Source organism: Romboutsia faecis (genome assembly GCF_014323405.1).
Lineage (GTDB): Bacteria > Bacillota > Clostridia > Peptostreptococcales > Peptostreptococcaceae > Romboutsia_E > Romboutsia_E faecis.
Map to the genome: position 1 here is coordinate 14,416 of NZ_JACRWE010000005.1, position 14,193 is coordinate 28,608.

The window sequence follows — 14,193 nt, forward strand, 5'->3', positions numbered from 1 at the left end:
AGGCTTATTGTGGATACAAAAGATTTTGCTAAGGATTTATTAGATTATATATATGATAGCCCAACTTCTTTTCATGCAGTAAAAACATCTATAGATATATTAGAAAAGAATGGATTTAAAGAGATTAAATTAAATGAAAAATGGAATTTAAAAGTTAAAGGAAAGTATTATGTAACAAAAAATTCATCAGCATTAATAGCTTTTATAATAAATTCTAACAATATAGAAAAAGAAGGATTCCGAATGATAGCTTCTCATTCGGATTCACCTTCGTTTAGAATAAAACCTAATGCTCAAATGAGTGTAGAAAATACATATTTAAAATTAAATACAGAATGCTATGGTGGTCCTATTTTGAATACATGGCTAGACAGACCATTATCAATAGCAGGTAGAGTAGTTATAAAAAGTAAAAATATACTAAATCCAGAAGAAAAACTTGTGGACTTAAGAAAACCTATTTGTATAATACCTAATGTAGCAATACATTTAAATAAAAGTATAAATGATGGATATAAGTACAATAAGCAAAAGGATATGCTACCTTTAGTAGGATTAATAAATGATACTCTAGAAAAAGATAACTTTTTACTAAAAGAAATAGCTAAAGAACTAAAGGTTGAAGTAGAAGAAATATTAGATTTTGATTTATTCTTATATGAATATGAAAAGGGATGTTTGATGGGAATTAACGAAGAGTTTATATCTACAGGTAGGCTAGATAATTTATCTATGGCACATGCTAGTTTAAATGCACTTATAAATACTAGTGGAAAGTATGGAATAAGTTTAATTTCAATATTTGATAATGAAGAAGTTGGAAGTTCTACTAAGCAAGGAGCAGATTCTAATATGTTATTAAATATATTAGAGAGAATATGTATATCATTAGGAAAAACAAGGGAAGAGTTCTTTACATCAATATACTCATCTTTTATTATATCTGCTGATTTAGCACATGGGGTACATCCTAATATGTCAGAAAAACATGATCCAACTAATAGACCAGCATTGGGGAAAGGTCCCGTTATTAAAATAAATGCAAATCAATCGTATACGAGTGATGCTTATTCAGCATCAGTTTATAAAAATATATGCAAAGAATCGAATGTTGAATATCAAGAATTTGTAAACAGATCAGATGAAAGAGGTGGAAGTACAATTGGTCCAATATCATCTACTCATATAGATATACCATCAGTAGATATAGGAAGTCCAATACTTGCAATGCATTCGATAAGAGAACTAGGCAGCATTTTAGATCATTATAGCATATATAAAACATTCGTTACATTTTTTAAACTTTAGATAAGGAGAGATATTATGAGAATAGGATTATGCCTCTCAGGTGGAGGTGCAAAGGGTTCTTATCAGGCTGGTGTTATAAAATCATTATATGATAGAGGAGTAAATAAGTTTGCATCTATATCAGGAACTTCTATAGGAGCAATAAATGGATATTTTGTATTCACAGGAAATGTTGAAAAATTAGAAGATATGTGGATAAATATTGAAGAAAATTCAGAAAATAATATAAAAATAGTAAATAATGTTGTGGATAATTCTAAATTAATAGAAATATTAGATGAACTTGATAATAATTCTAAAGAAAATCCTAAGTTTTATGTGAATTATGTGAATATAAATAATAAACAAATAAAAGAAGAAGTAAAAGATATATCGATTGTGGACAAATTAAAAGCAATGGATTATATAAAATATAGTTCATTGTTACCGTTTAATCCAAAAGGAGCTTTAAATTTAAGAGATCAATTTATAAAAGATGTAAATGAAAATTTATATGAAGGTTGTAATTTAGATGGAGGCCTAGTAAGGAATACCCTAATAGAGCCTTTAATAAATGATAGCTTAGATAAAATTATAATTATATCAACTAGACAAGATTATACTATACCAGATGATATAAAATTAAAAATTGATGAAAATAAATTAGAAGTAGTTAGACCTAAAACTATACTTACTAGTCAAGACACTCTTAAATTTAATAAAGAGTTCTGTGAGAAAATGTTTAAAGAAGGATATGATATAGGGAAAACATTAAATATAAATAATTAGTTAGATAGATGAACGATTACATGTAAATTAATAGAATTGTATTAAATGTATTGAATAAAAATCAAAATATTAGTATAATATAAAAGTTCTTCAAATATGACAAAAACAGACATGGAGTTGATATAAATATGGCAACTAAGAGAATCGCCGTTTTAGGTGGTCCAAGGTGTGGAAAAACAACATTAATACAACATTTATATGTTGAAATGAAAATAGCTGGATTAAATGCAGGATATGCTTTAGAATACTCTACAGAGTACCTAAAAGATAAAGGTATGATAGAAACAATATCTGAGCAATATGGAATATACTTAGGTCAAAAGAAATTAGAAGATGAACTAGCAAACTTTGACTATGCTCTTACAGATTATGCTACTTTTGTACCGTACATATATGGAAGATTTATGTTAGGTAACAAAGAAAGAAGCAAAAAAGAAATAGAGATACTTAAGGACTTATATTCACTTGCATTAGAAGATATACAAAACTATGATATGATAGTTTATGTACCAAGAGAGTTTGGGTATGTTCAAGATGGTGTTAGATGGCAAGATGAAGGGATAGCATTACAAATAGATGACGCTATATTAAGCTTCTTAAAAGCGGAAAATATAAACTTTATAGAAGTAAAAGGTTCTACAAAAGATAGAGCTAAACAAATATTAGATTTATTAGAAATTGATTATAAAGAGACACCTCAATTAAATGAAAAAGAAAAGACAAAATCTAAATAATTTTATATAAACTTGATAATATGGTGGTATATGTAGATTGGGTATAATTTATATTTACCACCTTTTTATATCTATATTTAATATTTTACTTTATATGGTTAATACTAGCTTTATTTTTTGCGGTGTTAGTATATAATATATATGATATACATAATTTTTTGAAAGGATGAATAATTACAATGGAAAATAAAAACCCAATAGTAACTATAGAAATGGAAAATGGTAAGAAAATAGTAGCAGAGTTATATCCAAATATAGCTCCAAACACTGTTAAAAATTTTGTTAGCTTAATAGAAAAAGGATACTACAATGGAGTAGGATTCCACAGAGTAATACCTGGATTTATGATTCAAGGTGGATGCCCTAACGGAAATGGAATGGGTGGACCAGGATATTCTATAAAAGGAGAATTCACTAACAATGGATTCACTAACAATTTAAAGCATGAAAGAGGAGTATTATCGATGGCTAGAACAATGGTTCCTAATTCAGCAGGTTCTCAGTTCTTTATAATGCATCAAACATCTCCACACTTAGATAGAGAATATGCTTCTTTTGGTAGAGTAATAGAAGGTATGGATGTAGTAGATGAAATAGCAAATACAAGAACAGATAGAATGGACAAGCCTAAAGAGCCTCAAGTTATGAAGACTGTTACAGTAGAAACATTTGGACAAGACTATTCAGATGTAGAAAAAATGTAATTATAATTTAATTTTAAATGTATTGATATTTTATGTTTACTTTATGTCGAATTTCGTATAAAATAGTAAGGTAATAAATCCTAAAAACATAAAAACCAAAAAACATATTTAAAAAAGTAAGAAATATTATTGTTAAACCAGTTTAGTTGATTACACGTTCGAAGTGAATCAAAGCAAAGAAACAACATGATTTATAAAAGAGACTATTAAATGATAGTTTCGAAAAAAGGTGAGCTCATAAGAGTTCACCTTTTTGTTTTATATATAGATATTTATATTACATATTTCTAACAGCAGTTGTTAAGTTTGGTACTAATTGTTTCTTTCTAGAAACTACTCCTGGAGCAAATACTCCTTGAGTACTTTCTACATTAAATGCTTCAGATATTAACTTATCTTCTGCTTTGTATATTAAGTAAGAACCTTCTTTTATTATATCAGTTACAGCAAGAACTAACATATCATAGTCAGTAGAGTTTATATAAGATAAGAATTGATCTTGCTTAGCAAATATAGACTCTATATCTAAAGTAAATACTTGACCTATACCTACTCTTTTTCCGCTCATACTAAATTCTTTAAAGTCCATATTTACTATTTCTTCTATGCTATATTCATCTAAAGAAGTTCCGAACTTGAACATTTCCATTCCGTAAGATTCCATGTCAACTCCAGCTATTTTACTTAATTCTTCACAAGCTTGTTTGTCTAGTTCAGTAGTAGTTGGAGATTTAAATATTAAAGTATCTGATAATATAGCAGATAATAATAAACCAGCTATAGATTTAGGTATTTCAACATTATGCTCTTTGAACATTTTGTAAATTATAGTACAAGTACATCCAACAGGCATAACTCTTATAGATACAGGAACATCAGTAGATATTCCACCTATTTTATGATGATCAACTATTTCAACTAAGTTAGCTTCTTCTATACCATCGGCACTCTGAGCAACTTCATTGTGATCAACTAATACTACATTTTTCTTAGTTGGATTTAAAAGGTGCTCTCTAGCAACTAACCCTAAGAAGTTATTATTGTCATCAACTACAGGATAAGATCTGAAGTTAGTGTTTAACATAGTTTCCTTAACATCATCAGCGTAATCACTCTCATTGAAGATAATTAAATCTTCTTTAGTTATTATATCTGATAAGTAATTAGATTGATTTATTATATTTGATGTTTTGTAAGTATCCGAATCAACAGTAATAATTGATACTTTATTTTGCTTAGCAAGAGCTAATAATTCATCATGTATAATAGTACCACCAGTTACAACTAAAAGTTTAACTTTTGTATCAATAGCGTATTCAATCATGTCATATCTATTTCCAACTATAGCAATATCACCTTCACATAAAAGGTCCATTACTGTATCCATGTTAAACGATAAAGTAACTACTCTTCCTGTTACCTCTTCGTCACAATTTACAAGGACTGAACCATTAAGGTTTTTGCATATATTTGTTATAGAAGTATGTATAGTATTAAAATGTTGATGAAGAAGGCTCTCAGCAATTTCCTTCATTGTAACTATTCCTTCGAACTTCTTATCTTCAGATACGATAGGTAAAGTTTTAACACCTTTATCACTCATAAGAGAGTATGCTTCAAGTACAGAAGCTGATGGAGTTAAAGCATTAACTTTGTTGTAGCTTAAATCCTTAACTTGTATTTTTACGTTGTCTAATATCTTAGGAGCATCTACTTTGAAGTAATTTAAAGCAAATTGAGCTTCTTTTCTTGGCTTTCCTAAGGCGCAAGCAATTGCGTTTTCACCTAATTGATTTTTTAGGTATGTTAATGAAATTGATGAGCATATTGAATCTGTATCTGGATTCTTATGCCCGAAAACTAATAATGTCATTAAAAAAACTCCTTTCATAAAAGTAATTATTAAATTAACTAAAATCATCTTGATAATAGGTTAAGACTAAATTTAATTCTTAAATATTATACCAAAAGGAGGCATATATTTGTTGATAAAAAAGAAAAAAAATAATAAAGTAATTCTATTATTACCCATTTTGTTAATCATAATAACAGTAGTATTGAGTATAAGAATATTAGGTAAAGAAAATAGTAAATACAATGATAATACAAAAGTACTATCTACTATAAGCCAAGTTTTAGATTTGAATACGGTTAAATACACTTATAGCAATATAGTAGCAGTAAAAAAAGATAAGAGTATAAATGATATAAAAATTCCTTTTACAGAGCAGTCTTTTATAATTAAATATGAAGGAGTTATTAATGGAGGAATAAAACCAGAAGATATAACAATAATTGAGAATACAGGAAAGAAAATAAAAATAGAAGTAGATCAGTGTAGAATATTGAATCACTACATAGATGACGAAAATTTATATGTATATGATATTAAAAATTCTATTTTTAATAAAATGGGTACAAATGATATATTATCTGATATAAGTAAATATAAGAAGGAATATGAAGATAAGATATTGAAAGAAGGGTTTATGGAAGAAATAAAAGAAAATACAAAAGCAAGTTTAATTAATTTATTAAAGAATATTGGCTATGAAGAAATAAATGTATCTTTTAAAAAGGAGTAAATATATGATAAACATTAAGATAAGCGATAAGTTAAAAGAAAAATGTCCAAACACCACTGTAGCATCAATAGAAGCTAAAGTATCTGTTAGAGATGGAGATGAGCATTTATGGAAAATTATAAATGATAAATGCGAAGAAATAAAAAATAATATAAAGAAAGATGAAGTATTGAAAATAAAAAATATAGAGACTTCTAGAATCGCATATAAAAAGTTAGGAAAGGATCCAAGTAGATATAGACTTTCATCTGAATCACTTGCTAAAAGAGTAGTAAAAGGTATGGATTTATATAAAGTAAATAACGTAGTAGATATAAATAATTTAATATCACTAGAAAGTTTTTATTCAGTTGGGACTTATGATTTAAGCAAATTAGGAAAAGAAATTATTTTCACTATAGGTGGAGAAAATCAGAGATATGATGGCATTGGTAGAGGCTCAATTAATTTAGAAAATCTACCTGTATTTGAAGATGAAATTGGGAAATTTGGAAGTACTACATCAGATTCAGAAAGGGCAATGATAACATCAGATACTAACCATATACTTATGAATATTATAGCTTTTGACAAAGACGAAGAACTAAATAGATATTTAGATTATGCGATAGATTTATTAGAAAAGTATGCAGATGCTGTGATAATTGATAAAAAAGTGACTTACTAAAGTTGAATATAGTATTTACTATGATATGTGGTGAAATTATCTCACCACATTTTTATTTTGCTTATTAAATTTTATAAAAGTTTATAGAAAATTAATAGTATACAAGTATTAATGTATAAAATTTAACAATCGAAAGAGAAGTAAAAATTATAAAAATATTTTGTATACAAAATAAAGAATTCAATATATTACTTAGAAAAAAGACCTAAAAGTATTAAAAAATACAGCTTTATAAAGGTAATATAAAAAGAAACGTTTTCATTAAAAAGATTGAAAAAAAATTAACAAAAGTTGTTGACACTTATATTTAATTAAAGTATCATAATTTATATAATAAAGTTTGTTAAATAACTAACGTATTTAAATGAATTATATGGGGGATACGAAAATGAGCAAAGAGTCAAGAAAACTAAAAGTAGTAGATAATGAATTCAGTGTTGAAAATATGATTGATGAGCTAGTTCTAAAAGCAGAAAAGGCTAAACAAGCTATGCTAAGCTTAGATCAAGATGCAATAGATACTATAGTTAGAGAAATGTCAATGGCTGGTTTAGATAAACATATAGAACTTGCACAAATGGCAGTAGATGAAACTAAAAGGGGAATATTTGAAGATAAGGTAACTAAAAATATGTTCGCTACAGAATATATTTATAATAGTATAAAATACAATAAAACTGTTGGAGTAATAGAAAAAAATGAAGAAGAAGGATATATGCTAATAGCTGAGCCAGTAGGTGTAGTTGCAGGAGTAACACCAGTTACTAATCCAACTTCTACAACAATGTTTAAATCATTAATATCAATCAAGGGTAGAAACCCAATCATATTCAGCTTCCATCCATCAGCTCAAAAATGTTCTTCAGAAGCAGCAAGAATATTAAGAGATGCAGCTGTAAAAGCAGGAGCACCAGAAGACTGTATACAATGGATAGAAAAACCATCAATAGAAGCTACTAATTTATTAATGAAGCATGACGGAGTATCAGTGATACTTGCTACTGGTGGACCAGGAATGGTTAAATCAGCGTACTCTTCGGGAAAACCAGCCCTTGGGGTTGGAGCAGGAAATGTTCCTTGCTATATAAACAAAACTGCAGATATAAAACAAGCAGTAAATGATTTAATACTATCAAAAACTTTCGATAATGGAATGATATGTGCTTCTGAGCAAGCAGTAATAATAGATGAAGAAATATACAATGAAGTAACAGATTTAATGAAATACTATGGATGTTACTTTGTAAATAAAGAAGAAAAAGAAAAATTACAAGGATTAGTTATAAATAATGAAACTTGTTCATTAAATCCAAATATAGTAGGACAAAGTCCATATACAATAGGACAAATGGCAGGGATAAATGTTCCTAAAGATGCAAAAATGATAGTTGCAGAACTTGAAAAGGTAGGAATGGAAGATCCTTTATCAAAAGAAAAGTTAAGTCCAGTGCTTGCTTGTTTCAAGGTTAAAAATGCTCAAGAAGGTATACAAAAATGTGTAGAGATGACTGAATTTGGAGGACTAGGACATTCAGCTGTTATACATTGTAACGATGATGATATAATATTAGAGTTTAGTAAAAGAGTAAGAACAGGTAGATTACTTGTGAATGCACCTTCTACTCATGGGGCAATAGGTGATATATACAATGCAAATATACCATCATTAACGTTAGGATGTGGATCTATGGGGAATAACTCAACGACAGAAAATGTATCAGCAAGTAACTTAATCAATGTTAAGAAAGTTGCAATGAGAAAAGTAAATATGCAATGGTTCAAAGTTCCAGAAAGAATCTACCATGAATTTGGTTCTATAAGCTACTTAGAAAAATTACCAAATGCTAATAGAGTAATGATAGTAACTGATAGAGTTATGGTTCAGTTAGGAAATGTAGATAAAATAAATCACCAATTAAGAAAAAGAAGAAATCCTGTGATGATAGATGTATTCTGTGATGTAGAGCCAGATCCATCAGTAGAAACAGTGTTAAATGGTGCAGAAGCTATGAGAAAATTCAAGCCTGACACTATAATAGCTCTTGGTGGAGGTTCGGCAATGGATGCTGCTAAAGCTATGTGGCTATTCTACGAAAATCCAGAAGCTAACTTTGATGATTTAAGATTAAAATTTGCAGATATAAGAAAGAGAGTATTTAAGTTCCCTAAATTAGGAAGACAAGCGCAATTAGTGGCAATACCAACTACTTCAGGAACTGGTTCAGAAGTTACTTCTTTCGCAGTTGTTACAGATAAATTAAATAATATGAAATATCCTTTAGCTGACTACGAGTTAACTCCAGATGTGGCTATAATAGATCCAACTTTAGTTATGACAGTACCAGCAGGTGTTACAGCCGATACAGGAGTTGACGTATTAACTCATGCTATAGAAGCATACGTTTCAATAATGGCAACAGATTATACAGATGCATTAGCATTAAAAGCAATACAATTAGTATTTGATTACTTACCAAAAGCTTATAGAAATGGAAATGACAAAGAAGCAAGAGAAAAAATGCATAACGCATCTTGTATGGCAGGTATGGCATTTACAAATGCATTCTTAGGAGTAAACCACTCATTAGCTCATAAATTAGGTGGAGAGTTCCATATACCACATGGTAGAGCAAATGCTATATTATTACCACATGTTATAAAGTATAATGCTACTAAACCTTCTAAATTTGTTGCGTTCCCTAAATATAAAGAGTTCGTAGCAGATAAGAAATACGCTGAAATAGCTAGATTCTTAGGATTAAAAGCAAATACTGTAGAAGAAGGTGTTCAAAGCTTAATAGATGCAGTAAATAACTTATTAGTTGAATTAAATATACCAAAGACAATAAAAGAGTGTGGAGTATTAGAAGAACAATTTTTAGCAAAGGTAGATAAATTATCTTTAGATGCTTTTGATGATCAGTGTACTCCAGCTAACCCAAGATTACCATTAGTTGAAGAATTAAAAGGTATATACTTAACAGCTTTTGGTCAAATTATAGAAAAGTAATTATTTAAAAATTCTGAAATTAATATTAAATAATTAAATAATATAGATTATTATTTAATTATAAAAGAGGGGCCTATTAAGGCCCTTATTTTATAATTAAATACTTGTCCTTGTAATAAGTACTTTTTCTTGGTTATTTTTTATATTGAATATATAATTTTTGTAATCAAATTCAAAGTTGGCAAAGGCTGAGAATAGATCTATATCTCTCATTAAATGTATTGTCATTAGATGATTGTCCTTATTTATTCTTAAAATTAATGACCTTACAAAAGGAAATTGAATTCTTGAATTGAAAAACTTACACCCATCACAGTCGATATCTAAGCTACGGTAATTTACATCTATAAATAAGTCTATATCTCCTTCCTCTTCTCTTATTATTCTATATTCAAAATCTGTATCTAATTTTAGATTTCCTATTTCTATCATGGTGCCACTCCCTGCTTTATTTAAATTCTTTCTAATTATAACTTATATATAAAGTATTAACTATACTAAAGTAAATATTTATATACTATGTGGATTATTTAAGAAATAAAAAGAGCTTTCATTGGGGGAATGAAAGCTCAAAATTGGGGGAGATTGAGTTAAATATTTAATTTTCATTAACTATTATTGTCCAATAATAACTTTTTATACATTAAAAATAAAAAAATTATTATTAATTTTAAAGAATTAAAATATATTTGTACTTACAATCTCTATCTCTTAGGATTTATAAACTTAGAACCTAAATATTTTTTTATGTCCTCATCAGAAGAAAAGTCGTCAATAAGAATTTCTCTACAGCTATCTTCTAAAATAACTAAAACCTCACAGTCACCTTTTAAAAATGCTTTTTGAACTGTTTCTTCTCTAACTTCTCTTTTTTTAGTTATTCCTTTTTTAGTTTTCTCATAGTCCTTAACGAAATAACTATCCATCATATTTATTATCTTTGTATATCTATTCATAAAATTACCTCCTACGATTAATCATATAAAATGTGTTATAATAATTGTTTGTATTAACCTAATAATTATAACAAGGAGTAATAATAATGACTAGTATAAAAAAAGTAGATATTTACAAATGTATAGATTTTGCTCATGAAAATGAATTATTTGATAAATTGAATAGTATATATAATACTTTACCAAGTGGAGAGTGTACTGGATGTGGTAAGTGTTGTAATGAATCTGTAGGAATAAATTTAGTTGAATTTATAAACATATATAATTACTTAAAGGATAAAGAAAAACTGAGAAAAGAATCATTAGATAGAATATTAGATTATTATTTCTTAGAGTACATAGAAAAAAGATGTTGCCCTTTTAGAGATGAAAATAATAGATGCTTAATTTATGAGGTAAGACCTCTTAATTGTAGATTATTTGGTCATTGGAAAAAAGATGATTATAATAAAAACTTAGACAATGTAACTCAAAGAAATAAAGACTACCAAGAGCTTATGAAGTCTAAACATGGATTTGATATAAGCGATGAAGTAGTTAATTTTAAAATTAAATACTGTGAAAATTTTAAACCTAAGAAAGATTATTTAGATAAAGCTACAAGATTAAGTTTTTCGGATGAAATAATGACTTTAGACTCAAGGTTTTTTGCAAATGAAATTATAGATATAGAATTTAGAGATAGAGGAATTGTAGAATATTTTATAGAATCACTATTACATCAGAATGTAGCTTACAATATAAAGCTAAGGGTTTCTAAGGATGAAAAAATAAGAGAAAGAACAATTAATAGATTAAAAAGAATATTGATAAGATAAGTGGTGAAATTATGGAATTGATAAATATAAAGGGAAATACCTTTTATATAAAGGGAGGAACTAACACAGGTATATATTTATTTGAAGATCATACAGCAGTTATGATAGATCCAGGGCTATCAGGGTTAAGACCTAAAAGGATTATGAAAATTCTAGCAAATAATAATATTAGCTTAAAATTTATAGTAAACACTCATGAACATGATGATCACTATGGTTCATGTAATCAATTCAAGTTAGAAAATAAGGATATAAAGGTACTATCATCTAAGTATGCAAAGATATATATAGATAATCCAGAATTATTTTCTAAATACATAGTTGGAGGAAGAGCTAATAATTTTTTTAATAAAGGTCTAAAAAATGAATCTTTAGATAATCTAAAAGTAGATGATACTCTAGACGAAGGTAAGGTAATATTAAATAGAGAAATATTTCAGGTAATAGAGTTTAAAGGTCATACTCCTGGCAGTATAGGCATTATGACTAATGATAAAATATTATTTGTAGGAGATTTGCTAGTAAATAAGGATATGCTTAATAAATATGATTTTTTATTTATTTTTGATATAGAAGAGTATTTAAATAGTCTAAAAAAAATTAGAAACATAGATTTTGAATATATAGTATTGGGGCATGGTAAAAATATAATATCAAAAGAAGATAGTGAAGAATTAATTAAAATGCATGAGAAAGCTATAAATAAGTATATTAGTCAAATTAGAATAGAGCTAAATGAACCTATAGGATTAGAACAGTTATTAAAAAATATAATAATAAAAAATAATTTAAGCTACAATTATAAAGAGTTTTATTTTTATAAGAGCTCTTTAATGTCAGTGATAAGTTATTTATGTGATTTGGATGAAATTAAGTATATATTAAAGGACGGAGAGCTGCTTTATTATATCCAAAAAAATCAAATTATGATAAAATAAGTATGACTGTAAAAATAGAAACAAAGGGTGAGCAAGATGGAATATGAAAGATGGGATGAAGTATTGGCTCCTTATGAACATGCTGTAGAAGAATTAAAAGTAAAATTCAAAAATATAAGAAAAGAGTTTCTAACTAAGGGAGAATATTCTCCTATTGAGTTTGTTACAGGAAGAACTAAGAAAATAGCCTCAATTATTTCAAAGGCTAAAAGACTTGATATACATGATATTGAAAGAGATATGGAAGATATAGCTGGGATAAGAATAATGTGCCAGTTTGTAGAGGATATATATACTATAGTAGAATTAATTAAACTTAGAAGCGATATGACCATTGTGTATGAAAAAGATTATATAGAGAATTTTAAAGATAGCGGATATAGAAGTTATCATGTTATTATAAAATATCCGATAAATTCTATAGCTGGGTCAAAGGAAATTTTATGTGAAATACAAATAAGAACATTAGCAATGAACTTTTGGGCAACGATAGAGCATTCTTTAAAATATAAATATGAGCACTATATCCCCGAAGACTTAGCCGTGAGATTAAGAAGAGCTGCAGATGCTGCATTCTTACTAGATCAAGAGATGAGTGAGATAAGAGAGGATATTATGAAAGCTCAAGTGATGTATCAAGTAAAAACTGTAACAGTTAGAGATGTATTGAATAAAATTCAAGAGCTATACAATTTAGGAGATACTCATAAGGCAATAATTTATCAAAGACGACTAGATAAAATAGATAATGAAGAAGATATAACTGAAATAATAAAATTAAAAAGAGAAATAGATGATTTATTAGAAGTGTATAAAGACACTAGAACTAAGAAGTAAAGGGGAGCTGTCTCAAGTAATTTTGAGGTAGCTTCTTTGACTTTTATGAAAAATAAAGTTTTATATAGATATATATAGGAAATAATGTAATTTAAGATGTAAAAAGAGAGGAATTAGATATGAGTTTATATGCAATAGGAGATTTACATTTTTCAACATCTGTAAATAAACCAATGAATGTATTTGGGAATAATTGGGATAATCATGAAGAAAAAATAATTGATAGTTGGAAACTTAAAGTAAAGCCAGAAGATACTGTATTGGTATTAGGAGATACATCTTGGGGGATAAACTTAGAAGAGGCTAAGTCTGACTTAGATATAATAAGTGAACTTCCAGGACAAAAGTATTTTGTAAAGGGAAACCATGATTATTGGTGGACCACTGTTACAAATTTAAATAAATTATATGATAATTGTAAGTTTATGCAAACCAACTTCTATGAATATGGTGAGTATGCTATTTGTGGAGGAAGAGGATGGATTTGCCCTAACGATGTTAAGTTTGATTCTAAAGATGAACAAATTTACAAAAGAGAAGAAAATAGAATAAGGATATCTTTAGAAGCAGCTAGAAAGAGTGGATATGAAAAAATAATGGTTGTTACGCATTATCCACCTACTAATGATAAATTAGAAGAATCTATTTTTACAAGGTTATATGAAGAGTATAAAGTTGAAAAAGTTATATATGGACATTTACATGGAAGAGAATCTTTTAAGATGGGACTAAAAGGTATTAGAAATGGAGTGGAATATATACTAGCTTCTTGTGATTACTTAGATTTTGATTTAATTAAAATTTTGGATTAATAAACTATTTAAATGTAAATAATATAAAAAGTATTGAAATGGGGGAAATATAAGTT

General features: G+C 27.6%; 14 protein-coding genes. 11 read left to right on the plus strand and 3 right to left on the minus strand.

The genetic code is table 11. The annotated features are described in order from the left end of the window. Positions 1–9: 9 nt before the first annotated feature. From H8923_RS11550 to H8923_RS11565, 4 genes are all read left to right on the plus strand, one after another. Positions 10–1,308, plus strand: coding sequence for a M18 family aminopeptidase (locus H8923_RS11550; protein ID WP_187127930.1), 1,299 nt, complete (start codon positions 10–12; stop codon positions 1,306–1,308). Between the two features lie 15 nt (positions 1,309–1,323). Further along, on the plus strand, positions 1,324–2,076 hold the full coding sequence (locus tag H8923_RS11555) for a patatin-like phospholipase family protein (protein WP_153971975.1): 753 nt from the start codon (positions 1,324–1,326) through the stop codon (positions 2,074–2,076). 128 nt (positions 2,077–2,204) lie between these two features. Next, positions 2,205–2,810 (plus strand): AAA family ATPase, encoded by a 606-nt coding sequence (locus tag H8923_RS11560; protein WP_153971974.1) that lies wholly within the window; start codon positions 2,205–2,207, stop codon positions 2,808–2,810. A 179-nt stretch (positions 2,811–2,989) separates the two neighbouring features. Further along, a complete protein-coding gene (locus H8923_RS11565; RefSeq protein WP_147542171.1) occupies positions 2,990–3,514 on the plus strand; it encodes a peptidylprolyl isomerase in 525 nt (174 codons plus the stop codon). Positions 3,515–3,791: 277 nt separating this feature from the next. On the opposite strand, the gene H8923_RS11570 is transcribed toward H8923_RS11565, so the two are convergent. After that, a complete protein-coding gene (locus tag H8923_RS11570) occupies positions 3,792–5,387 on the minus strand; it encodes a putative manganese-dependent inorganic diphosphatase (protein ID WP_153971973.1) in 1,596 nt (531 codons plus the stop codon). A gap of 109 nt (positions 5,388–5,496) precedes the next feature. Between H8923_RS11570 and H8923_RS11575 the strand changes: the two genes are divergently transcribed. The 3 genes from H8923_RS11575 to adhE all read left to right on the plus strand — a co-directional run bounded on the left by H8923_RS11575 (position 5,497) and on the right by adhE (position 9,776). Then, positions 5,497–6,099 (plus strand): DUF4230 domain-containing protein, encoded by a 603-nt coding sequence (locus H8923_RS11575; RefSeq protein ID WP_153971972.1) that lies wholly within the window; start codon positions 5,497–5,499, stop codon positions 6,097–6,099. Between the two features lie 4 nt (positions 6,100–6,103). Next, a complete protein-coding gene (locus H8923_RS11580; protein ID WP_153971971.1) occupies positions 6,104–6,766 on the plus strand; it encodes a B3/B4 domain-containing protein in 663 nt (220 codons plus the stop codon). 388 nt (positions 6,767–7,154) lie between these two features. Then, entirely contained in the window at positions 7,155–9,776 is a 2,622-nt protein-coding gene (gene adhE / locus H8923_RS11585) for a bifunctional acetaldehyde-CoA/alcohol dehydrogenase (RefSeq protein ID WP_153971970.1), read from the plus strand. Between the two features lie 96 nt (positions 9,777–9,872). Here adhE and H8923_RS11590 read toward each other — a convergent pair whose 3' ends face one another. After that, positions 9,873–10,208: a hypothetical protein gene (locus tag H8923_RS11590; protein ID WP_153971969.1), complete on the minus strand. Its 336-nt coding sequence runs from the start codon at positions 10,206–10,208 to the stop codon at positions 9,873–9,875. 272 nt (positions 10,209–10,480) lie between these two features. Further along, a complete protein-coding gene (locus H8923_RS11595) occupies positions 10,481–10,732 on the minus strand; it encodes a hypothetical protein (RefSeq protein ID WP_153971968.1) in 252 nt (83 codons plus the stop codon). A gap of 86 nt (positions 10,733–10,818) precedes the next feature. Here H8923_RS11595 and H8923_RS11600 point away from each other — a divergent pair, with 86 nt between their 5' ends. From H8923_RS11600 to H8923_RS11615, 4 genes are all read left to right on the plus strand, one after another. Further along, the gene (locus H8923_RS11600) at positions 10,819–11,550 is read left to right on the plus strand and encodes a YkgJ family cysteine cluster protein (RefSeq protein ID WP_153971967.1); all 732 of its coding nucleotides are present in this window, start codon (positions 10,819–10,821) and stop codon (positions 11,548–11,550) included. An 11-nt stretch (positions 11,551–11,561) separates the two neighbouring features. Then, complete coding sequence (locus tag H8923_RS11605) at positions 11,562–12,488, plus strand: MBL fold metallo-hydrolase (protein WP_153971966.1); 927 nt, start codon at positions 11,562–11,564, stop codon at positions 12,486–12,488. Between the two features lie 36 nt (positions 12,489–12,524). Continuing rightward, on the plus strand, positions 12,525–13,325 hold the full coding sequence (locus H8923_RS11610; RefSeq protein ID WP_153971965.1) for a GTP pyrophosphokinase: 801 nt from the start codon (positions 12,525–12,527) through the stop codon (positions 13,323–13,325). A gap of 119 nt (positions 13,326–13,444) precedes the next feature. Then, positions 13,445–14,137 carry a metallophosphoesterase gene (locus H8923_RS11615; protein WP_153971964.1) on the plus strand — a complete coding sequence of 231 codons (693 nt, stop codon included), beginning with the start codon at positions 13,445–13,447 and terminating at the stop codon, positions 14,135–14,137. Positions 14,138–14,193: the final 56 nt, after the last annotated feature.

What these genes read in the sequence shown, in the direction of transcription:
- H8923_RS11555 (WP_153971975.1), top strand. Translation starts at nt 1,324, where the DNA reads ATGAGAATAGGATTATGCCTCTCAGGTGGAGGTGCAAAGGGTTCTTAT.
- H8923_RS11560 (WP_153971974.1), top strand. Translation starts at nt 2,205, where the DNA reads ATGGCAACTAAGAGAATCGCCGTTTTAGGTGGTCCAAGGTGTGGAAAA.
- H8923_RS11565 (WP_147542171.1), top strand. Translation starts at nt 2,990, where the DNA reads ATGGAAAATAAAAACCCAATAGTAACTATAGAAATGGAAAATGGTAAG.
- H8923_RS11570 (WP_153971973.1), bottom strand. Translation starts at nt 5,387, where the DNA reads ATGACATTATTAGTTTTCGGGCATAAGAATCCAGATACAGATTCAATA.
- H8923_RS11580 (WP_153971971.1), top strand. Translation starts at nt 6,104, where the DNA reads ATGATAAACATTAAGATAAGCGATAAGTTAAAAGAAAAATGTCCAAAC.
- adhE (WP_153971970.1), top strand. Translation starts at nt 7,155, where the DNA reads ATGAGCAAAGAGTCAAGAAAACTAAAAGTAGTAGATAATGAATTCAGT.
- H8923_RS11590 (WP_153971969.1), bottom strand. Translation starts at nt 10,208, where the DNA reads ATGATAGAAATAGGAAATCTAAAATTAGATACAGATTTTGAATATAGA.
- H8923_RS11595 (WP_153971968.1), bottom strand. Translation starts at nt 10,732, where the DNA reads ATGAATAGATATACAAAGATAATAAATATGATGGATAGTTATTTCGTT.
- H8923_RS11600 (WP_153971967.1), top strand. Translation starts at nt 10,819, where the DNA reads ATGACTAGTATAAAAAAAGTAGATATTTACAAATGTATAGATTTTGCT.
- H8923_RS11605 (WP_153971966.1), top strand. Translation starts at nt 11,562, where the DNA reads ATGGAATTGATAAATATAAAGGGAAATACCTTTTATATAAAGGGAGGA.
- H8923_RS11610 (WP_153971965.1), top strand. Translation starts at nt 12,525, where the DNA reads ATGGAATATGAAAGATGGGATGAAGTATTGGCTCCTTATGAACATGCT.
- H8923_RS11615 (WP_153971964.1), top strand. Translation starts at nt 13,445, where the DNA reads ATGAGTTTATATGCAATAGGAGATTTACATTTTTCAACATCTGTAAAT.